The organism is Pseudomonas sp. MF6396, assembly GCF_002018915.1.
GTDB lineage: Bacteria > Pseudomonadota > Gammaproteobacteria > Pseudomonadales > Pseudomonadaceae > Aquipseudomonas > Aquipseudomonas palmensis.
On sequence record NZ_MVOK01000006.1, the window covers coordinates 126349 to 146756 of the forward strand.

The 20408-nt window shown below is 62.7% G+C and carries 18 protein-coding genes; 1 reads left to right on the plus strand and 17 read right to left on the minus strand.

Going from position 1 to position 20408, the window contains the following annotated elements; genetic code table 11:
• Positions 1–6 precede the first annotated feature (6 nt).
• From MF6396_RS08245 to rpsB, 17 genes are all read right to left on the minus strand, one after another.
• A complete protein-coding gene (locus tag MF6396_RS08245; protein ID WP_043863266.1) occupies positions 7–954 on the minus strand; it encodes an acetyl-CoA carboxylase carboxyltransferase subunit alpha in 948 nt (315 codons plus the stop codon).
• Between the two features lie 106 nt (positions 955–1060).
• A complete protein-coding gene (dnaE, locus tag MF6396_RS08250; RefSeq protein WP_078480068.1) occupies positions 1061–4582 on the minus strand; it encodes a DNA polymerase III subunit alpha in 3522 nt (1173 codons plus the stop codon).
• Between the two features lie 102 nt (positions 4583–4684).
• Positions 4685–5314 carry a ribonuclease HII gene (gene rnhB, locus MF6396_RS08255; protein ID WP_054914999.1) on the minus strand — a complete coding sequence of 210 codons (630 nt, stop codon included), beginning with the start codon at positions 5312–5314 and terminating at the stop codon, positions 4685–4687.
• Positions 5315–6442, minus strand: coding sequence for a lipid-A-disaccharide synthase (gene lpxB / locus MF6396_RS08260; RefSeq protein WP_078480069.1), 1128 nt, complete (start codon positions 6440–6442; stop codon positions 5315–5317).
• A gap of 1 nt (position 6443) precedes the next feature.
• Positions 6444–7220: an acyl-ACP--UDP-N-acetylglucosamine O-acyltransferase gene (gene lpxA, locus MF6396_RS08265; protein WP_078480070.1), complete on the minus strand. Its 777-nt coding sequence runs from the start codon at positions 7218–7220 to the stop codon at positions 6444–6446.
• Positions 7217–7657, minus strand: coding sequence for a 3-hydroxyacyl-ACP dehydratase FabZ (fabZ, locus tag MF6396_RS08270; protein ID WP_038613986.1), 441 nt, complete (start codon positions 7655–7657; stop codon positions 7217–7219). The genes lpxA and fabZ overlap by 4 nt, the downstream gene beginning before the upstream one ends.
• 112 nt (positions 7658–7769) lie before the next feature.
• A complete protein-coding gene (lpxD, locus tag MF6396_RS08275; protein WP_043863261.1) occupies positions 7770–8825 on the minus strand; it encodes a UDP-3-O-(3-hydroxymyristoyl)glucosamine N-acyltransferase in 1056 nt (351 codons plus the stop codon).
• Between the two features lie 2 nt (positions 8826–8827).
• Positions 8828–9331, minus strand: coding sequence for an OmpH family outer membrane protein (locus MF6396_RS08280; RefSeq protein ID WP_043863260.1), 504 nt, complete (start codon positions 9329–9331; stop codon positions 8828–8830).
• Between the two features lie 45 nt (positions 9332–9376).
• Positions 9377–11725, minus strand: a complete 2349-nt coding sequence (bamA, locus tag MF6396_RS08285) for an outer membrane protein assembly factor BamA (protein ID WP_043863259.1) — start codon at positions 11723–11725, stop codon at positions 9377–9379.
• Between the two features lie 74 nt (positions 11726–11799).
• Positions 11800–13152 carry an RIP metalloprotease RseP gene (gene rseP / locus MF6396_RS08290; protein ID WP_078480071.1) on the minus strand — a complete coding sequence of 451 codons (1353 nt, stop codon included), beginning with the start codon at positions 13150–13152 and terminating at the stop codon, positions 11800–11802.
• Between the two features lie 57 nt (positions 13153–13209).
• The gene (gene ispC / locus MF6396_RS08295; protein WP_078480072.1) at positions 13210–14400 is read right to left on the minus strand and encodes a 1-deoxy-D-xylulose-5-phosphate reductoisomerase; all 1191 of its coding nucleotides are present in this window, start codon (positions 14398–14400) and stop codon (positions 13210–13212) included.
• Positions 14397–15212: a phosphatidate cytidylyltransferase gene (locus MF6396_RS08300; RefSeq protein ID WP_054915002.1), complete on the minus strand. Its 816-nt coding sequence runs from the start codon at positions 15210–15212 to the stop codon at positions 14397–14399. Before MF6396_RS08300 ends, ispC begins: the two co-directional genes overlap by 4 nt.
• A complete protein-coding gene (gene uppS, locus MF6396_RS08305; protein WP_043863255.1) occupies positions 15212–15967 on the minus strand; it encodes a polyprenyl diphosphate synthase in 756 nt (251 codons plus the stop codon). Before uppS ends, MF6396_RS08300 begins: the two co-directional genes overlap by 1 nt.
• An 18-nt stretch (positions 15968–15985) precedes the next feature.
• Positions 15986–16543 carry a ribosome recycling factor gene (gene frr / locus MF6396_RS08310; protein WP_043863254.1) on the minus strand — a complete coding sequence of 186 codons (558 nt, stop codon included), beginning with the start codon at positions 16541–16543 and terminating at the stop codon, positions 15986–15988.
• Positions 16540–17283, minus strand: coding sequence for a UMP kinase (gene pyrH, locus MF6396_RS08315; RefSeq protein WP_038614006.1), 744 nt, complete (start codon positions 17281–17283; stop codon positions 16540–16542). The genes frr and pyrH overlap by 4 nt, the downstream gene beginning before the upstream one ends.
• A gap of 182 nt (positions 17284–17465) precedes the next feature.
• On the minus strand, positions 17466–18329 hold the full coding sequence (gene tsf, locus MF6396_RS08320) for a translation elongation factor Ts (RefSeq protein ID WP_043863253.1): 864 nt from the start codon (positions 18327–18329) through the stop codon (positions 17466–17468).
• Between the two features lie 193 nt (positions 18330–18522).
• Entirely contained in the window at positions 18523–19263 is a 741-nt protein-coding gene (rpsB, locus tag MF6396_RS08325; RefSeq protein WP_043863252.1) for a 30S ribosomal protein S2, read from the minus strand.
• A gap of 345 nt (positions 19264–19608) precedes the next feature.
• Here rpsB and map point away from each other — a divergent pair, with 345 nt between their 5' ends.
• Positions 19609–20391 carry a type I methionyl aminopeptidase gene (map, locus tag MF6396_RS08330; RefSeq protein ID WP_043863251.1) on the plus strand — a complete coding sequence of 261 codons (783 nt, stop codon included), beginning with the start codon at positions 19609–19611 and terminating at the stop codon, positions 20389–20391.
• Positions 20392–20408 lie beyond the last annotated feature (17 nt).

Here is a 20408-nt window from a genome sequence, read left to right on the forward strand (position 1 = left end):
TTCAGATCAGAGCCCGTAGCTCATCAGGCGATCATAACGGCGCTTGAGCAGCGCGTCGTTGTCGAACGCCTTGAGCATGTCCAACTGCTCGATCAGCGAAGCGCGGATGTTGGCCGAGGCTGCCGCCGGGTCACGGTGTGCGCCGCCCAGTGGTTCGCCGATCACCTTGTCAACGATACCCAGGCCCTTGAGGCGCTCGGCCGTGATGCCCATCGCTTCGGCTGCGTCAGCAGCCTTCTCGGCAGTCTTCCACAGGATCGAGGCGCAGCCTTCCGGCGAAATCACCGCGTAGGTGGAGTACTGCAGCATGTTCAGTTGGTCGCAAACGCCGATGGCCAGTGCACCGCCCGAACCGCCTTCGCCGATCACGGTGGCGATGATCGGCGTTTTCAGGCGAGCCATCACGCGCAGGTTCCAGGCAATCGCTTCGCTCTGGTTGCGCTCTTCGGCGTCGATGCCGGGGTAGGCGCCCGGGGTGTCGATGAAGGTCAGGATCGGCATCTTGAAGCGTTCGGCCATTTCCATCAGGCGGCACGCCTTGCGGTAGCCTTCAGGGCGTGGCATGCCGAAGTTGCGGCGTACCTTCTCGCGCACTTCACGGCCTTTCTGATGACCGATCACCATCACCGGCTGGTCGTCCAGGCGGGCTATGCCACCAACGATCGCGGCGTCGTCGGAGAAGTGGCGGTCGCCATGCAGCTCGTCGAACTCGGTGAAGATGTGGTCGATGTAGTCCAGGGTGTACGGACGACGCGGGTGACGCGCCAGGCGCGCGATCTGCCAGCTGGTCAGGTTGCCGAAAATGCTCTCGGTCAGCGTGCTGCTCTTGTCTTGCAGACGGGCGATTTCATCGCCGATGTTCAGCGAGTTGTCATTGCCGACCAGGCGCAGCTCTTCGATCTTGGCTTGCAGGTCAGCAATCGGCTGTTCGAAATCCAGAAAATTCGGGTTCATAGGCATCCGTCTTGGGTCGACGGCCAGGCGGCCGGCCGGTTGATCCGTTTGGCGCCCTACCTTAAGGGATCAGGCGCATTCAGGTCGAGATTAAAAATTCATCAATTCATCGATATTGCAGGAAGACGTTCTCACGCCCGAACTGGTCACGCAGGGCCTGAATCAGTCCGTCCGCGGGGTCGATGCGCCAACCTTCGCCAAACTGCAGCAGGGCGCGCGCATCGTTGCCGGTGTATTCCATGCTGATCGGGCACGCGCCGCGATGGCGCTTGAACAGCTCGCCCAGCCACGCCAGGCGGTCGCCCTTGAGGGCGTCGGCATGGATCTTCAGGCGCAGGCTTTCGGCCAGGTTGGTACGTGCATCTTCCATGCTCATCACGCGCTTGACCCGCAGGCGCAGGCCACCGGAGAAGTCGTCATTGCTGACCTCCCCTTCGACCACCACCATCGCGTCGGTCTGCAGCAACGGCTGCGCGGCCATGAACGCATCGGCAAACAGCGACGCCTCGATGCGCCCGGAGCGGTCGTCGAGGGTCACGAAGCCCATCTTGTCGCCCTTCTTGTTCTTCATCACGCGCAGCGCAATGATCATGCCGGCCACGGTCTGGGTATCGCGGGCCGGCTTGAGGTCGATGATGCGCTGACGGGCGAAACGGCGGATCTCGCCTTCGTACTCGTCGATCGGGTGGCCGGTCAGGTACAGGCCCAGGGTGTCCTTCTCGCCGCGCAGGCGTTCCTTGAGGGTCAGCTCGCGGGCGTTGCGGTGGTTGGCATAGACGTCGGCGTCGGCCTCCACGAACAATCCGCCGAACAGGTCCGAGTGCCCGCTGTCGTGGGTGCGTGCGGTCTGTTCGGCCGACTTGATCGCCTCTTCCATCGCCCCGAGCAGCACCGCGCGGTTACGGTCGATGTTGGCCTGGTAGGCCTTGATCTCGTCGTGGAAGAACGGCCCCAGGCGATCCAGTGCACCGCTGCGGATCAATGCATCGAGGGTGCGCTTGTTGATGCGCTTGAGGTCGACCCGCTCGCAGAAGTCGAACAGGTCCTTGAACGGCCCGCTGCTGCGCGCCTCGACGATCGCGTCGACAGGGCCCTCGCCCACGCCCTTGATCGCGCCCAGGCCATACACGATGCGGCCGTCGTCGTTGACCGTGAACTTGAAGTCGGAGGTGTTCACATCCGGTGCATCGAGGCGCAGCTTCATGCTGCGCACTTCCTCGATCAGGGTCACCACCTTGTCGGTGTTGTGCATATCCGCCGACAGTACCGCAGCCATGAACGCGGCCGGGTGATGGGTCTTGAGCCAGGCGGTCTGGTACGACACCAGGCCGTAGGCGGCGGAGTGGGACTTGTTGAAACCGTAACCGGCGAACTTTTCCACCAGGTCGAAGATGTTGCCCGCCAGGTCCGGGTCGATGTTGTTGGTGGCGCAGCCTTCGATGAAACCGCCACGCTGCTTGGCCATTTCCTCGGGCTTCTTCTTGCCCATCGCCCGGCGCAGCATGTCCGCACCGCCAAGGGTGTAGCCGGCCATCACCTGGGCGATCTGCATCACCTGTTCCTGGTACAGGATGATGCCGTAGGTCGGCGCCAGTACCGGCTTGAGGCCTTCGTACTGGTAGTCGGAGTGCGGGTAGGCCAGCTCGGCGCGGCCGTGCTTGCGGTTGATGAAGTCGTCCACCATGCCCGATTGCAGTGGGCCCGGGCGGAACAGTGCCACCAGTGCGATAAGGTCTTCCAGGCAGTCGGGCTTGAGCTTCTTGATCAGCTCCTTCATGCCGCGCGACTCGAGCTGGAATACCGCAGTGGTCTCGGCCTTCTGCAGCAGGTCGTAGGTCTTCTTGTCGTCCAGCGGGATGAAGTCGATGTTCAGGTCCGGCAGGCCGGCCTTGGCCTGCTCGCGGTTGATCGTCTCCATCGCCCACTTGATGATGGTCAGGGTACGCAGGCCGAGGAAGTCGAACTTCACCAGGCCGGCCGCCTCCACGTCATCCTTGTCGAACTGGGTTACCAGGCCGCCGCCCTCTTCGTCACAGGCAATCGGCGAGAAGTCGGTGAGTTTGGTCGGCGCGATGACCACGCCACCGGCGTGCTTGCCGGTGCCCCGGGTAACGCCCTCGAGCTTGAGGGCCATGTCCCAGATTTCCTTGGCATCCTCATCGGTCTTGAGGAAGTCGCGCAGCATTTCCTCCTGCTCGTAGGCCTTCTCCAGGGTCATGCCGACTTCGAACGGAATCATCTTCGACAGGCGGTCGGCCAGGCCGTAGGACTTGCCCTGCACCCGCGCCACGTCACGCACCACCGCCTTGGCCGCCATGGTGCCGAAGGTGATGATCTGGCTCACCGCATTGCGCCCGTAGGCATCGGCCACGTACTCGATCACGCGGTCGCGACCGTCCATGCAGAAGTCGACGTCGAAGTCGGGCATCGAGACCCGTTCAGGGTTGAGGAAACGTTCGAACAGCAGGTCGTAGGCCAGCGGGTCGAGGTCGGTGATCTTCAGCACGTAGGCCACCAGCGAGCCGGCACCCGACCCCCGGCCCGGACCTACCGGCACGCCGTTGTTCTTGGCCCACTTGATGAAGTCCATAACGATCAGGAAGTAACCGGGGAAGCCCATCTGGATGATGATGTCCAGCTCGAACTTCAGCCGGTCGAGGTAGACCTGGCGCTTCTCTTCATAGTTGGGCGTGGTGTGCTTGGGCCAGAGCACCGCCAGGCGCTCTTCCAGGCCTTCATGGGACACATGGCGCAGGTATTCGTCGATGCCCATGCCGTTGGGCGTGGGGAAGTCGGGCAGGAAGTGCTTGCCCAGCTGCACCTCGATGTTGCAGCGCTTGGCGATCTCGACCGTGTTGGCCAGGGCGTCGGGCAGGTCGCTGAACAGCTCGGCCATTTCTTCCGGGCTTTTCAGGTACTGCTGGTCGCTGTAGTTGCGCGAACGCCGCGGATCGTCCAGGGCACGGCCTTCGCCGATGCACACCCGGGTTTCGTGGGCGTCGTAGTCGGTCTGCTTGATGAAGCGCACGTCGTTGGTGGCCACCAGCGGCGCGCCCAGGCGGTCGGCCAGGGCCACGGCGGCGTGCAGGTACTCTTCGTCGCCGCTGCGGTTGGTGCGCTGCACCTCGACATAGAAGCGATCGGGGAACATCGCCATCCAGTCGCGCAGCAGGGCCTCGGCTTCCTGCGGGTTGTTGCCCAGCAGTGCCATGCCGATATCGCCTTCCCTGGCCGCCGACAAGGCGATCAGGCCCTCGCTGGCCGGGGCGATCCACTCGCGCTCGATGACCACCACGCCATTGCGCTGGCCGTCCATCCAGCCACGGGAGATCAGCTCGGTGAGGTTGCGGTAGCCCTTGGCGTTCATCGCCAACAGGCAGATGCGCGACAGCGGCAGGTCGGGGTCGGCGTTGGACAGCCACAGGTCGGCCCCGCAGATCGGCTTGATCCCGCTGCCCATGGCGGTCTTGTAGAACTTGACCAGCGAGCACATGTTGCTCTGGTCGGTGACGGCCACCGCCGGCATGTTCATCCCGGCCAGGGCCTTGACCAGCGGCTTGATCCGCACCAGGCCATCGACCAGCGAGAATTCGGTGTGCAGGCGAAGATGAACGAAAGAAGCCGACATGATGATCCTATAGCAGCACAAAACAACAAGGCCCGGATTGTACCGGGCCTCGATCAAAACTACAGCCTGCGCGGGAGTGGTCAGGCTGAACGGGGGTTGCCTCTACACCGGCAACAGGCCGTTGGCCTGCAGGCCACGGGCCTCGAATGCAGCCCGTACCGGGGCGAACGAGCGCCGGTGAATCGGCGTGGGGCCAAGCCGGGCCAGGGCTTCAAGGTGCAGCGGGGTCGGGTAGCCCTTGTGCCCGCCGATGCCGTAGCCAGGGTAGATCAGCTCGAAGGCCGCCATTTCCCGGTCACGGGTCACCTTGGCCAGGATAGAGGCCGCAGCGATGGCCGGCACCTGGCTGTCACCCTTGACCACCGGCGCCGATGGCACGTTGAGCTTGGGGCAACGGTTGCCGTCGATCAGTGCCAGCTTGGGCGTGATGTGCAGGCCTTCGACCGCGCGCTGCATGGCCAGCATGGTGGCATGCAGAATGTTCAGCTGGTCGATCTCGTCGACCTCGGCGCGGGCGATGTGAAAGCTCAGGGCCTTCTCGCAGATCTCGTCGAAGAGCTTTTCGCGGCGCGCCTCGGTGAGTTTTTTCGAATCGTTCAGGCCCAGGATCGGCCGGCTCGGGTCGAGGATCACGGCAGCGGTCACCACCGCGCCACACAGCGGGCCGCGGCCGACTTCGTCAACCCCGGCGACCAGGTCTTCGACCAGGTTGAAATCCAGTCCGATTTGCATTTATCGATGCTCCAGCAAGGCCAGTACCGCGTCGGCTGCCTGGTTGGAGGCATCGCGGCGCAGGGTACGGTGAATCTGATCGAAGCTCTCGGTCTGCTGCTCGCCACCGCTCACCAGTGGTGCCAGGGTCTGCGCCAGGGCCTCGCTGGTGGCGGCCTCCTGCAGCAGTTCGGGCACCAGCAGGCGCTGGGCCAGCAGGTTGGGCAGCGATACATAAGGGCTTTTGACCAGGCGCTTGAGAATCCAGTAGGTCACAGGGGCCACGCGGTACGCCACCACCATGGGTCGCTTGAACAACAGCGCCTCCAGGGTAGCGGTGCCCGAGGCGATCAATACCGCATCGCAGGCCGCCAGGGCCTGGTGCGACTGGCCGTCGAGCAGGGTCAGTGGCAGGTCGCGGCCTTCGAGCATCTGTTCGAGCTGGGCACGGCGCACCGGGTTGGCGCAGGGCGAGACGAAGCGCACCCCCGGCACCAGCTCGCGAAGCCGCTGTGCGGTATCCAGAAATAGTGCACCCAGGCGCCCTACTTCGCCGCCACGGCTGCCTGGCATCAGGGCCACCAAGGGTCCGTCGGGCAGGCCCAGCGCTTCACGCGCTGCAGTGCGGTCGGCCTGCAGCGGGATGGTATCGGCCAGCGGGTGGCCGACGAAACGCACCGGCACGCCCTGCTCTTCATAGAACCGCGCCTCGAACGGAAACAGCGTGAGCATCAGGTCGCAGCCTTCGCGGATCTTCAGCACACGCTTCTGCCGCCAGGCCCATACCGAAGGGCTGACGTAGTGCACGGTCTTGATGCCGGCCTGGCGCAGTTTCAGTTCGATGTTGAGGGTGAAGTCGGGCGCATCGATACCGATGAACACGTCCGGCTTCTGCTCGATCAGCGTCTGGATCAGCAGCTTGCGGCGCTTGAGCAGCTCGCGCAGGCGACCCAGCACTTCGACCAGGCCCATGACGGCCAGGCGCTCCATGGGAAAGTAGGAACTCAGCCCCTCGGCTTCCATCAATGGGCCGCCGACGCCGATAAAGCGTACCTGCGGATGGCGGGCCTTGAGTGCACGCATCAGGCCGGCGCCAAGAATATCGCCGCTGGCTTCGCCTGCCACCAGCGCTACACAGAGTGGCGCCATGTCAGCGGGTGATGCCGCGGGCGGAGTTCTGGATCGACTTGACGAACAGGTCGACCTCGGGGAACTGCTGGGCGGGCTCGGCCAGTTCGGCGATGGCCTGGTCGACCGTCAGGTTCTGGCGATACACCACCTTGTAGGCGCGGCGCAGGGCATGGATAGCCTCATCGCTGAAACCGCGACGGTGCATGCCTTCGAAGTTCATGCTGCGCGCCTCGGCCGGGTTGCCGAACACGGTGACGAAGGCCGGCACATCCTTGCCGATGGCGGTACCCATACCGGAAAAGCTGTGGGCGCCGATATGGCAGAACTGGTGCACCAGGGTAAACCCGGACAGTATCGCCCAGTCGCCCACATGCACATGCCCGGCCAGCGCGGTGTTGTTGACCAGGATGCAGTGGTTGCCGATCACGCTGTCGTGCCCGATATGGGCATAGGCCATGACCAGGTTGTGATCACCCAGGGTGGTTTCGCTACGGTCCTGCACGGTGCCACGGTGAATGGTCACGCCTTCGCGGATCACATTGTGGTCGCCGATCACCAGGCGCGTCGGTTCACCCTTGTACTTGAGGTCAGGGGTGTCTTCGCCGACAGAGGCGAACTGGTAGATGCGGTTGTGCTTGCCGATGCGGGTCGGCCCTTTGAGAATCACATGCGGACCAATCACGGTCCCTTCCCCGATCTCGACCCCGGCACCGACGATCGACCATGGGCCGACCTCGACGCCGTCGGCAATCTTTGCCGATGGATCGATGATTGCCCGAGGGTCAATCAAACTCATAGTTTGCGTTCCGCGCAGATGATCTCGGCCGAGCATACCGGCTTGCCGTCCACCGACGCCTGGCACTCGAACTTCCAGATCTGGCGCTTGCAGCTGATGAACTTGGCTTCGAGGATCAGTTGATCACCCGGCAGCACCGGCTGGCGAAAGCGCAACTTGTCGGAACCGACGAAGTAGTACAGGGTACCGTCCGCGGGTTTGACGTCCAGCATCTTGAACCCGAGGATGCCGGCTGCCTGGGCCATCGCTTCGATGATCAGCACGCCGGGCATGATCGGGTGCGCCGGGAAGTGACCGTTGAAGAAAGGCTCGTTGATGCTGACATTCTTGTAGGCACGAATGCGCTGGGCCTCTACGTCCAAGTCCACCACCCGGTCCACCAGCAGGAACGGGTAACGGTGAGGCAAATATTCGCGAATCTCGTTGATGTCCATCATTTCGGGGGGAAGCCTGTAGTAAAGATAGGGAGCGCGCACGTTCGAGCGGCGCTCCTTTAGCAAATCAAGGAGCGCAGTCTAGCGGCTGGGCGCTCTTGATCAGGAAATGGTATCAGCCTTCTGATGAAGCTTTGTCGCCCGAGGTCACGGCCTCAAGTCGCTTTTCCACTTGTTGAAGACGTTTGGCCATCTCATCCAGCTGGCGAATGCGCGCGGCACTCTTGCGCCACTCACCCAGCGGCTGCATGGCCGTACCGGACGAATAGGCACCTGGCTCGGTGATGGAACGGGTGACCATGGTCATCCCGGAGACGAACACCCCATCACACACATCAATATGCCCGACCATGCCGACACCGCCGGCGATGGTGCAATGCTTGCCGATCTTGGTGCTGCCGGAAATACCGACACACGCGGCCATTGCCGTGTGGTCGCCGACCTGTACGTTATGGGCGATCTGGATCTGGTTGTCGAGTTTCACGCCATTGCCGATACGGGTATCGGCCAACGCACCGCGGTCGATGGCGGTGTTCACGCCGATCTCGACATCGTCGCCGATGCTCACGCCGCCGATCTGGGCAATCTTCTGCCATACGCCCTTTTCATTGGCGAAACCGAAACCTTCACCCCCCAGCACGGCGCCGGACTGGATCACCACACGCTTGCCGATATGCACATCGTGGTACAGCGTGACGCGCGGGGCCAGCCAGCCGCCTTCGCCGATCACGCTGCGCGCACCGATGAAGCAGTGGGCACCGATGGTCACGCCAGGGCCGATCTGCACCCCGCTCTCGATCACTGCACAGGCACCGATGCTGGCGCTGGCATCGACCTGTGCGTCTGCAGCCACCACGGCGCTGGGATGAACTCCCGCCACAGCCCTGGGCTTTGGATCGAACAGGTGGGAAACACGTGCGTAGGCCAGGTAGGGATCTGCAACGATCAGCGCGTGACCGGCAAAGCCCTCGGCATCGGCAGCCTTGAGCAGGACCGCAGCGGCCTTGCTCTCAGGCAGGAATTTGCGGTACTGCGGGTTGGCCAGGAAACTCAGTTGTCCCGGGCCAGCCTCGTGCAGGGTCGCAAGGCCAGTGATGTCGAGCTCCGCCGGGCCACTGAGGGTGGCCCCGAGGAACTCGGCCAGCTGGCCGAGTTTCATGGTCGCAGTCATGTTCAACGGGACTGGTTCATGCGCTCGATGACCTGGCGGGTGATGTCGTACTGAGGCTTGACATCAATGACCGCGCCACGCTCGAGTACCAGGTCGAAAGCACCCTTCTTGATCACTTCCTCCACTGCGCCGTCGAGCTTGGGCTTGAGCTGCTTGAGCATCTCGCGGTCGGCAACGGCCTTGGCTTCGTTCAGCTCCTTGGACTGGAACTGGAAGTCACGGGCCTTTTGCTTGAATTCAAGCTCCAGACGCTCGCGCTCGCCCTGGGCCATCTTGTCGCCACCCTTGACCAGACGGTCCTGGATGCCCTTAGCGCTGCTTTCCAGGTTTTTCAGCTTGGTCAGTTGCGGGCCGAATTTCTTCTCCGCATCGACCGCGTACTTCTTGGCCGCGTCCGATTCCAGCAGCGCCATCTGATAGTTCAGGACGGCAATTTTCATCTCGGCAAATGCCGGGGTCGCGATCAGGGTCGCAGCCAGTACAGCCAGTTGAGTCAACTTACGCACGATGCACTCCTACAGAATCCGTTGTCGTTTACGCGGGGCAGACCCTTAGAAGGTCTGGCCCAGAGAGAATTGGAACACCTGGGTATCGGCATCGTCCGGCTTCTTGACCGGCATCGCCAGGCTGAAGCTCAACGGGCCCAGTGCAGTAATCCAGGTCACGCCCAGGCCGACCGAACTGGCCAGGCCGCTGAGGCCGACCTTCTCGCAATCCGGCTTGGAGCCGCAGTTGGTGTCGAACACGTTACCCACGTCCCAGAAAACCGAGGTGCGCAGCGAACGCTGGTCCTTGACGAACGGCAGTGGGAACAGCAGTTCCACGCCGCCCTGCACCAGCACGTTGCCGCCGAACGGCAGTGGATCCTGGTCCGGGTCGCGCGCAGTGCCAGGGTTGTTGCCTTTACTCGGGGTACTGCGCGGGCCCAGGCTGCTGTCCTTGAAGCCACGCACGGAGTTGAAGCCACCGGCGTAGTAGTTCTCGTAGAACGGCAGGCCCGAGGTGCCGCCGAAGCCGTCGCCGTAGCCCAGCTCGGTGTGCAGACGCAGGGTGTAGTCGTTGTTGATCGGCTTGAACAGCTGGCCACGGTAGTCAAGCTTGAAGAACGACAGGTCGCTGCCCGGGGTGGTCGCCTCGAGCACCAGGCTCTGGGAGTGACCACGGGTAGCCAGCACGCCCTTGTTCAGGGTGGACTCCGACCAGCCGGCCGATGCCTTGAAGTTCAGGTAGTTGTCGCCTTCCTTTTTGACGAAGTCGAAGATCTCGTCAACGGTGTAGCGACCGGTCTTGATCTTGTCCTGCTGGGCGGTGAGGCCGAAGGTCAGGCGCGAAGTCTCGCTGATCGGGTAGCCGACGCTGACGCCCGCACCCAGGCTGTCCACCGCATAGCTGGCCACGTCGACGTCGAGGTCGTCGTAGTCGGTGGTGCGGTAGAAGGCGTTGTAGCCAAGGCTCACGCCATCGGCAGTCCAGTAGGGGTCCACGAAGCCGAAGTTGTAGCGGCTCTGGTATTCGGAACGGGTCAGGCCGATGGAGACCTTGTTACCGGTACCCAGGAAGTTGTTCTGGCTGATCGAACCACCCAGGATCAGGCCGGCGCTCTGCGCGAAACCGACGCTGGCGGTGATCGAACCCGATGCCTGCTCTTCGACGCTGTAGTTCACGTCGACCTGGTCGTCGGTGCCCGGCACGGCCGGGGTCTCGACGTTGGCTTCCTTGAAGAAGCCCAGGCGCTCGAGGCGGGTCTTGGACTGGTCGATCAGGTAGGTCGATGCCCAGCCACCTTCCATCTGGCGCATCTCGCGGCGCAGCACTTCGTCCTCGGACTTGGTGTTGCCACGGAAGTTGATGCGGTTGACGTAGGCACGCTTGCCCGGGTCGACGACGAAGGTGATGTCGACGGTGTGGTCGTCATCGTGAGGCTGCGGCACGCCGTTGACGTTGGCGAAGGTATAGCCTTCGTTGCCCAGGCGGCGGGTGATCAGCTCGGAGGTGGTGGTCATCACCTTGCGCGAGAACACCTGGCCAGGCTGCACCAGCATCAGTGCCTTGACCTGGTCTTCCGGCACCTTCAGGTCGCCGGACAGCTTGACGTCACGAACGGTGTACTTCTCGCCCTCGTTGACGTTCACGGTGATGTAGACGTGCTTCTTGTCCGGGGTGATCGACACCTGGGTGGAGGCGATGTCCATGTTGATGTAGCCGCGGTCCAGGTAGTAGGAGCGCAGGCGCTCGAGGTCACCGGACAGTTTTTCGCGGGCATACTTGTCGTCGTTCTTGAAGAACGACAGCCAGTTGGTGGTCTTGAGTTCGAACAGGCTGGCCAACTCGTCGTCGCTGAACTTGGTGTTGCCCACCACGTTGATGTGCTGGATGGCAGCGACGGTGCCTTCGTTGATCTTGATTTTCAGACCTACGCGGTTGCGCGGTTGCGGCACCACCTCGGCGTCGACCTCGGCCGAGTAGCGCCCTTGGGCCACGTACTGGCGCTGCAGCTCGTTGCGCACACCTTCGAGGGTGGCACGCTGGAAGATTTCACCTTCGGCCAGGCCCGACTGCTTCAGACCCTTCATCAGGTCTTCGGTGCTGATGGCCTTGTTGCCTTCGATCTCGATGCTCGAGACGGAAGGACGCTCGACCACGGTTATGATCAGGACGTTGCCGTCGCGACCCAGTTGGATGTCCTGGAAGAAGCCGGTCTTGAACAGCGCACGGGTGGAATCCACCAGGCGCCGATCATCGGCCTCGTCCCCAACGTTCAATGGCAAGGCGCCGAACACGCTGCCCGCGGAAACCCGCTGCAGACCATTGACACGAATATCGGAGATGGTGAAGGACTCGGCGTGAACTTCAGCGATCATCAGTACGGCGAGAACCGCAGTTAGCAGCAGACGTTTCATGAAGTCCTTTCTTATTCCAACTGGCAATAAACGACCCACCGCGGGACGCGGCAGGTTCGCAATTGAGCGAAGCGTTACAGTCGACCCAAATCGTTGATCAGGGCAAGCAACATCACCCCGACTACCAAACTGATACCGATCTGGACCCCCCAACCTTGCACCCGATCCGAAAGCGGACGACCACGCGCCCATTCGATCAGGTAAAACAGCAAATGCCCCCCATCCAGTACAGGAATGGGCAGCAAATTAAGAACCCCCAGGCTAATGCTCAGGTAGGCGAGGAAATTCAGGAAATCCCCAACGCCGGACTGGGCCGAAGCGCCCGCCACTTTAGCAATGGTTATCGGTCCGCTCAAGTTTTTTACCGAGAGCTCGCCGAACAGCATTTTCTTCAGCGAATCGAGGGTCAGCACGCTCATGTTCCAGGTGCGCGAAACACCCTCGCCCAGGCCCTGCAGCGGGCCATAACTGACCTCGCGCAACATGGCCGCAGGCCACTCCACCGGCGCCACGCCCGCCCCCAGGTAACCACTGGCATTCTGGCCTTCGCCACGGCTGGCGAGGGTTACCGGCAACTCCAGCGTCGCCCCGTCACGCGCCACGCTCAGCACGATGCGGCTGCCGGCACGGCCGCGCACGGTGTCCACCACCTGCTGCCAATCGTCAAGCGCCTTGCCGTCGAGTGCCAGCAGGCGGTCGCCGGTTTTCAGACCGGCGGCCTGGGCCGGCCCCTTGGGATCAAGTTCGGCCAGCACCGGCACCAGCGCCGGGCGCCATGGGCGGATGCCCAGGGAGCGGATCGGGTCGGGCTCGTCGGCACCCTTGAGCCAGGCATCGAGCTTGAGCACATGGCTGCTGTCGGTGCTGGCACCCTCTTCACGCACGCTGACCTGCAGCGCGCCGCTTTCACCCAGCCGGCGCACCAGCTGCAGGTTGACCGCTGCCCAGCCGTTGGTCGGCTTGCCGTCGACCGCGACGGTCTCCTGGCCGGCGCTAAGGCCTGCGGCGGCCGCCAGGCTGCCAGCCTCGACCGCGCCGATGACCGGCCGCGCCTGCTGGCTGCCAAGCATGGCCAGTGCCCAGAAGAACACGATGGCCAGCAGAAAGTTGGCGATGGGGCCGGCGGCGACGATAGCGATGCGCTGGCGCACGCTCTTGCGGTTGAACGACTGCTCCAGCTGGTCGGCAGGCACTTCGCCTTCGCGCTCGTCGAGCATCTTCACGTAGCCGCCCAGGGGAATGGCGGCCACCACGAACTCGGTGCCATGGCGGTCATGCCAGCGTACCAGCGGCATGCCGAACCCTACGGAAAACCGCAAAACCTTGACGCCGCAGCGCCGCGCCACCCAGAAGTGACCGAACTCGTGAAAGGTGACCAGCACGCCCAATGCGACCAGGGTGCCGATAATCATGTAGAGCGCACTCATGTCTTTCTCCGAATAGCGTTCAGCGGGAGCGGGCGCAACCCGTGGCGACGTCGCACCTCAGACCCCGTGACGATCCAACCAGTGCCCGGCCAGGCTGCGTGCACGCTGGTCGGCTGCAAACACCGCCTCCAGCGTCGGCACGGCAACGACCGCTTCCTGGTTGAGCACGTGCTCGATGATACTCGGGATCTGCGGGAAGCGGATGCGCCGCTGAAGAAATGCCTCGACGGCCACTTCATTGGCCGCATTGAGCATCGCAGGGGCACTGTTGCCGGCGTCCGCCGCTTCACGCGCCAGGCGCAGACACGGAAAGCGCTGCTCGTCCGGCGCCTGGAAATCCAGGCGGGCAACGGCGAACAGGTCCAGCGGCGCCACACCCGAGTCGATGCGCTGCGGCCAGGCCAGGGCGTTGGCGATCGGCGTGCGCATGTCGGGGTTGCCCAACTGCGCCAGCACCGAACCATCGACGTAGTCGACCAGCGAGTGAATCACGCTTTGCGGGTGGACCACCACCTCGACCTGGGCAGGCCTGGCATCGAACAGCCAGCACGCCTCGATCAGCTCCAGGCCCTTGTTCATCATGCTGGCCGAGTCGACGGAGATCTTGCGCCCCATGGACCAGTTCGGGTGCGCACAGGCCTGCTCCGGGGTGACGTGCTCCAGCTCGGCCTGCGGCGTTTCACGAAACGGACCACCGGAGGCGGTCAGCAGGATGCGCCGCACACCCACCTGGGCCAGGCCGCGGGCATAGTCACCGGGCAGGCACTGGAAGATCGCGTTGTGCTCGCTGTCGATCGGCAGCAGTACCGCACCACTGCGCTGCACGGCCTGCATGAACAGGGCGCCGGACATCACCAGCGCCTCCTTGTTGGCCAGCAGCACCTTCTTGCCCGCCTCCACTGCGGCCAGGGTCGGACGCAACCCCGCCGCACCGACGATGGCCGCCATCACCGCATCCACCTGCAAGTCGGCCGCCACCTGGCACAGGCCCTGCTCGCCCACCAGCACCTCGGTACTCGACCCCGCAGCACGCAGGTCGGCCTGCAACTGCTGCGCGGCCTCATCGCCCGGCACCACGGCAAACACCGGAGCATGGCGCAGGCACAGGGCCAGCAGCTCGCCCAGGCGCGAATAGCCGCTCAGGGCATAGGCCTGGTAGCGCTCGGGGTGACGGGCAATCACGTCCAGTGTGCTCAGGCCAATGGAGCCTGTGGCGCCCAGCACCGTGATCCGTTGCGGGCGGCTCACAGCGCGCCCCAGTTGGCGGCCCACAGCAGCACGGCAAACAGCGGGATGGCAGCCGTGAGGCTGTCGATGCGATCCAGTACCCCACCATGCCCCGGCAGCAGGTTGCTGCTGTCCTTGATTCCGGAACGGCGCTTGAACATGCTTTCGGTCAGGTCGCCGACCACCGACACCAGTACCACGACGGCGGCACCGAACAGACCGAGGATCAGCTCGCCGGCGCTCCACTCGCGGGTCACGCCCACCACCGCCGTGATCACCAGGCTCAGCGCCAGGCCACCGTAGACACCTTCCCAGCTCTTGCCGGGGCTGACCTGCGGCGCCAGCTTGCGCTTGCCAAAGGCCCGGCCCGAGAAGTAGGCGCCGATATCGGCGCCCCATACCAGGACCATCACCGCCATGATCAGCCAGTTGCCCAGGGGCCAGTGCTTGATCAGCACCAGGCCTTGCCAGGCCGGCAACAGCACCAGCAGGCCGATCAGCAGGCGGCAGGCCACACTGGCCCACAGCTCGCTGGTACGCGGGTAGGTCAGCACCAGCCAGGTGGCCAGCGCCCACCACAGCACCGAAACGCCCAGCACCCAGGGTGCCAGCTCCGGCATCAGGTGCAGCAGCATCAGCAGGCCGGCGACCACCACGGCATAGGCAACCCGCAGGCCCTGGGCGATCAGCCCGGCCAGGCGGGCCCATTCCCAGGCCCCGAGGGTGACCACCAGGCCGATGAACAAGGCAAAGTTCGCCCCGTCGAGCAGGAAAAACCCGCACAGGGCAATCGGCAACAGAATCAGCGCAGTGATGATGCGTTGTTTAAGCATTAAGCACGGGCTCCAGCCTCGACCTGCTCGCTGGTTTTACCGAAGCGGCGCTGGCGCGAAGCGAAATCGGCCAATGCAGTGCGCATGGCCTCGTGTTTGAAGTCCGGCCAGAACAGGTCGGAGAAATACAGCTCGGCGTACGCCAGCTGCCACAGCAGGAAGTTGCTGATGCGGTGCTCGCCACCGGTGCGGATGCACAGGTCGGGCAACGGCAGATCGCCTGTCGCCAGGCACGGCTGCAGCAACTCGGGGGTGATGTCTTCCGGGCGCAGATGCCCGGCCTGCACTTCACGCGCCAGGCGCTGGGCGGCCTGGGCGATATCCCACTGACCACCGTAGTTGGCGGCGATCTGCAGGATGAAGCGATTGCTGCCTGCGGTCAGCGCCTCGGCCTCGCGCATGGCAGCCTGCAACTCAGGGTGAAAGCGCGAGCGATCACCGATGATGCGCAGGCTGATGTTGTTCTCGTTGAGCCGCCTGGCCTCGCGACGCAGCGCCGAGAAGAACAGCTCCATCAGCGCACCGACCTCGTCGGCCGGGCGCTGCCAGTTCTCGCTGGAGAACGCGAACAGGGTCAGGACCTCGACCTTGGCCTCGGCGCACACCTCGATGACCGCGCGCACCGCATCCACGCCTGCCTTGTGCCCGGCAACGCCGGGCAACAGGCGCTTCTTCGCCCAGCGATTATTTCCATCCATGATGATCGCGACATGGCGCGGCACCGATGGAGGCACACCCTGCTTGGTCTTTTCCATTGAAAAAAGTCCCGGCCCTTAAACGGCCATCAGGTCCTTTTCTTTCTCTTCGGTGGCCTTGGTGATCTGGGCCTCGGTATCTTTGGTCAGCTTGTCGATATCAGCGATGGCGCGACGCTCTTCGTCTTCACTGATTTCCTTGTCCTTGACCAGCTTCTTCAGCTCACCCAGAGCATCGCGGCGAATGTTGCGCACAGCAACGCGCGCGTCTTCGGCTGCACTGCGCGCCTGCTTGGTGAAGCCCTTGCGGGTTTCTTCGGTCAGGGCTGGCATGCTGATCAGCAGCAGCTCACCCAGGTTGGTCGGATTGAGATTCAAACCGGCGCTCTGGATGGCCTTGTCGACGGCAGCGAGCATGTTGCGCTCGAACGCCACGACTTGCAGGGTGCGCGAATCTTTCACGGTGACGTTGGCCACGCCGCTGATCGGGGTGTCGGTACCGTAGTAAGGCACCATCACGCTTGCCAGGATGCTGGGGTGTGCCTTGCCGGTACGAATCTGGCCGAACGCATAAGCCAGAGACTCCAGGGATTTCTGCATACGCGCTTGGGCGTCTTTCTTGATTTCGTTGATCATTTTTGAACTTCCTCGATCAGGGTCCCTTCAGCGCCACCATGCACGATGTTCAGCAGGGCGCCAGGCTTGTTCATGTTGAAGACGCGCAACGGCATCTTGTGGTCTCGGCACAGACAGATAGCTGTCAGGTCCATCACGCCCAGCTTGCGATCCAGCACTTCATCGTAGGTAAGATGATCGAACTTCTCGGCATGCGGGTCTTTGAATGGGTCTGCAGTGTATACACCATCGACCTTGGTTGCCTTCAATACCACGTCGGCATCGATTTCGATGGCGCGCAGGCAGGCGGCGGAGTCGGTGGTGAAGAACGGGTTGCCGGTACCGGCCGCGAAAATTACCACTTCTTTCGAGTTCAGGTGGCGCATGGCCTTGCGGCGATCATAGTGATCGGTCACGCCTACCATGGAGATCGCCGACATGACGATGGCGGTGATGTTGGCGCGCTCCAGCGCATCGCGCATGGCCAGCGCATTCATTACCGTGGCCAGCATGCCCATGTGGTCGCCGGTAACGCGGTCCATGCCCGCTGCGCTGAGCGCCGCGCCACGGAACAGGTTGCCGCCACCGATCACCAGGCCGACCTGCACACCGATACCGACCAGCTGGCCGACTTCCAGCGCCATGCGATCCAGCACCTTGGGGTCGATGCCGAACTCTTCCGAGCCCATCAGGGCCTCGCCGCTAAGCTTGAGTAGAATGCGTTTATAGCGAGCTTGATAACCACTGCCCTGCTGAGCCATTGCGAATCTCTCCTGCGGCGTTTTGAAAAAAAATCTGGGCGGGCTGTTTTCAGCCTGCTAACTGTAGCGTGGCGCAGCGACTGCGCCAGCGAAAGGGCGGCGTTGTAAACCGCCCCCGCTTTGACAAAGAGGCTGCGCGCGTGAGCGGGCAGCCTCTTTGGGGCGACAGAGGTGACTCTGTCTTACTGCTTGGCAGCAGCCAGCTGTGCAGCAACTTCTTCAGCGAAGTTGTCGACTGGCTTCTCGATGCCTTCGCCTACCTTGAAGTAGGTGAAGGAAACGATTTCGGCACCGGCTTTCTTGGCCAGTTCGCCGACCTTGATTTCCGGGTTCATGACGAAGGCTTGCTCGACCAGGCTGGCTTCGGCCAGGAACTTCGAGATACGGCCTTTGACCATGTTCTCGACGATGTTCTCAGGCTTGCCTTTGATCTTCTCTTCGTTCAGCTGCAGGAACACGGCTTTTTCGCGCTCGATCGCTTCAGCCGAAACTTCCGACGGCAGCAGGAACTCAGGGTTGCTTGCCGCCACGTGCATGGCGATCTCTTTGGCCAGTTGGACGTCGCCGCCCTTCAGGACCACTGCAACACCGATCTTGTTGCCGTGCAGGTAGGTACCGACAACGTCACCTTCAACGCGCACCAGGCGACGGATGTTGACGTTTTCGCCAACCTTGGCCACCAGGGCTTCACGAGCAGCTTCACGCGCAGCGATCAGCGGCGCAGCGTCGGTCAGTTTTTCAGCGAAGGCTTGCTCGACGCTTTCGGCGACGAAGGCCTTGAAGTCGTCTTGCAGGGCCAGGAAGTCGGTCTGCGAGTTCACTTCCAGCAGGACAGCGGACTTGTCGTCGGCCTTGATGGCGATGGCGCCTTCAGCGGCAACGTTGCCAGCTTTCTTGGCTGCCTTGATGGCACCCGAAGCGCGCATGTCGTCAATGGCTTTTTCGATGTCGCCGCCAGCCTTTTCCAGGGCTTTCTTGCAATCCATCATGCCTTCGCCGGTACGCTCGCGCAGTTCTTTTACCAGCGCTGCAGTAATTGCTGCCATTTCAAATTCCTCTTGGATAGGTTTTCAACCATTCCACCCGATACCTGACGGGCGTTCAATTCTGGAAATCCACTGCCAGAGCACATGCAGTTCGCAATGATGCAACGGCGACGCTGACAAGAGGATTTCAAGGTGGCAAAAAGGGGGCCAAGCCCCCTTTTTGCGTGCCGAGTCGACGCTAAGCGTCAGCTACTCAGGCTTCGGCAGCCGGTGCAGCTGCTTCTTCTGCGAACACTTCGGTGCCGCCGGCAACGTTGTTGCGACCACGGATAACGGCGTCAGCCATCGAACCCATGTACAGCTGGATGGCGCGAATGGCGTCATCGTTGCCTGGGATGATGTAGTCAACGCCTTCCGGGCTGCTGTTGGTATCGACAACGCCGATGACCGGGATACCCAGCTTGTTGGCTTCGGTGATAGCGATGCGCTCGTGGTCAACGTCGATCACGAACAGGGCATCAGGCAGGCCGCCCATGTCCTTGATACCACCCAGGCTGCGGTCCAGTTTTTCCAGATCGCGGGTGCGCATCAGCGCTTCTTTCTTGGTCAGCTTGGTGAAGGTACCATCTTCGGCCTGGGTTTCCAGGTCGCGCAGACGCTTGATCGAAGCACGGATGGTCTTGTAGTTGGTCAGCATGCCGCCCAACCAGCGGTGATCGACGTACGGCGAACCGCAACGTGCTGCTTCTTCAGCAACGATCTTGCCAGCGGAACGCTTGGTGCCGACGAACAGAATCTTGTTTTTGCCCTGGGCCAGGCGCTCTACGAAGGTCAGTGCTTCGTTAAACATCGGCAGGGTTTTTTCAAGGTTGATGATGTGGATCTTGTTGCGCGCGCCGAAAATGTACTTGCCCATTTTCGGATTCCAGTAACGGGTTTGGTGACCGAAGTGCACACCGGCCTTCAGCATATCGCGCATGTTGACTTGGGACATGATAGTTCCTTGATAAGTCGGGTTGGGCCTCCACGTATCCCAATGACCAACCCCGAAACCGAAGTCAGGGGCACCCAGGCCATCGTGTCGACACGTGTGTGGGTTTGAGCAGACGGGGCTATCCCCGAAAGCGGCGCATTTTATACCACACAAGTGAGCCGAGCGAAACCGAAAAAACAGACGACACCCGAGGGTTGCACCCGCCCTGCTCACGCAGCGACCGATGCAATCAACATAAATAGTAGGCAATGCCCCGCAGCCCAGGCCCCAGCCCGCCGCCTCGCTCTGTTAGAATCACGCCTTTCCCGTTTCATTTGCGCCTGCGCGCGCCGTAGAGAGCCTGCAATGACCGTCACTATCAAAACCGCCGAAGACATCGAAAAGATGCGCGTCGCCGGCCGCCTGGCCGCCGAAGTCCTGGAGATGATCGAAGAACACGTCAAGCCCGGTGTCACCACCGAGGAACTCGACCGCCTGTGCCACGACTACATCGTCAACGTGCAGCAGGCCATCCCCGCGCCCCTGAACTACAAGGGCTTCCCCAAGTCGATCTGCACCTCGGTCAACCACGTGGTGTGCCACGGCATCCCGGGCGACAAGCCGCTCAAGGATGGCGACACGCTGAACATCGACGTGACCGTGATCAAGGACGGCTACCACGGCGACACCAGCCGCATGTTCCACGTCGGCACCGTGCCGGTATGGGCCGAGCGCCTGTCCCAGGTCACCCAGGAGTGCATGTACAAGGCCATCGAGCTGGTCAAGCCGGGCTGCCGCCTGGGCGACATCGGCGAAGTGATCCAGAAGCACGCCGAAAAGAACGGCTTCTCGGTGGTGCGCGAGTTCTGCGGCCACGGCATCGGCAAGGTGTTCCATGAAGAGCCGCAGATCCTGCACTACGGCCGCGCCGGTACCGGCATGGAACTCAAGGAAGGCATGACCTTCACCATCGAGCCGATGATCAACCAGGGCAAGGCCGACACCAAGGTGCTGGGCGACGGCTGGACCGCCATCACCAAGGACCGCAAGCTCTCGGCGCAGTGGGAACACACCCTGGTGGTCACCGCCACCGGCTACGAGATCTTCACCCTGCGCAAGGACGACACGATCCCGCGCACTTCGGCCTGACCCTCACAGGAACGTCA

Bases quoted from the DNA above. Each gene is read 5' to 3' on its own strand.
- lpxA (WP_078480070.1), bottom strand. From the start codon at position 7,220: ATGAGTTTGATTGACCCTCGGGCAATCATCGATCCATCGGCAAAGATT.
- map (WP_043863251.1), top strand. From the start codon at position 19,609: ATGACCGTCACTATCAAAACCGCCGAAGACATCGAAAAGATGCGCGTC.
- MF6396_RS08245 (WP_043863266.1), bottom strand. From the start codon at position 954: ATGAACCCGAATTTTCTGGATTTCGAACAGCCGATTGCTGACCTGCAA.
- MF6396_RS08300 (WP_054915002.1), bottom strand. From the start codon at position 15,212: ATGCTTAAACAACGCATCATCACTGCGCTGATTCTGTTGCCGATTGCC.
- fabZ (WP_038613986.1), bottom strand. From the start codon at position 7,657: ATGATGGACATCAACGAGATTCGCGAATATTTGCCTCACCGTTACCCG.
- bamA (WP_043863259.1), bottom strand. From the start codon at position 11,725: ATGAAACGTCTGCTGCTAACTGCGGTTCTCGCCGTACTGATGATCGCT.
- lpxD (WP_043863261.1), bottom strand. From the start codon at position 8,825: ATGACTGCGACCATGAAACTCGGCCAGCTGGCCGAGTTCCTCGGGGCC.
- dnaE (WP_078480068.1), bottom strand. From the start codon at position 4,582: ATGTCGGCTTCTTTCGTTCATCTTCGCCTGCACACCGAATTCTCGCTG.
- rnhB (WP_054914999.1), bottom strand. From the start codon at position 5,314: ATGCAAATCGGACTGGATTTCAACCTGGTCGAAGACCTGGTCGCCGGG.
- uppS (WP_043863255.1), bottom strand. From the start codon at position 15,967: ATGGAAAAGACCAAGCAGGGTGTGCCTCCATCGGTGCCGCGCCATGTC.
- lpxB (WP_078480069.1), bottom strand. From the start codon at position 6,442: ATGGCGCCACTCTGTGTAGCGCTGGTGGCAGGCGAAGCCAGCGGCGAT.
- tsf (WP_043863253.1), bottom strand. From the start codon at position 18,329: ATGGCAGCAATTACTGCAGCGCTGGTAAAAGAACTGCGCGAGCGTACC.
- rseP (WP_078480071.1), bottom strand. From the start codon at position 13,152: ATGAGTGCGCTCTACATGATTATCGGCACCCTGGTCGCATTGGGCGTG.
- rpsB (WP_043863252.1), bottom strand. From the start codon at position 19,263: ATGTCCCAAGTCAACATGCGCGATATGCTGAAGGCCGGTGTGCACTTC.
- frr (WP_043863254.1), bottom strand. From the start codon at position 16,543: ATGATCAACGAAATCAAGAAAGACGCCCAAGCGCGTATGCAGAAATCC.
- pyrH (WP_038614006.1), bottom strand. From the start codon at position 17,283: ATGGCTCAGCAGGGCAGTGGTTATCAAGCTCGCTATAAACGCATTCTA.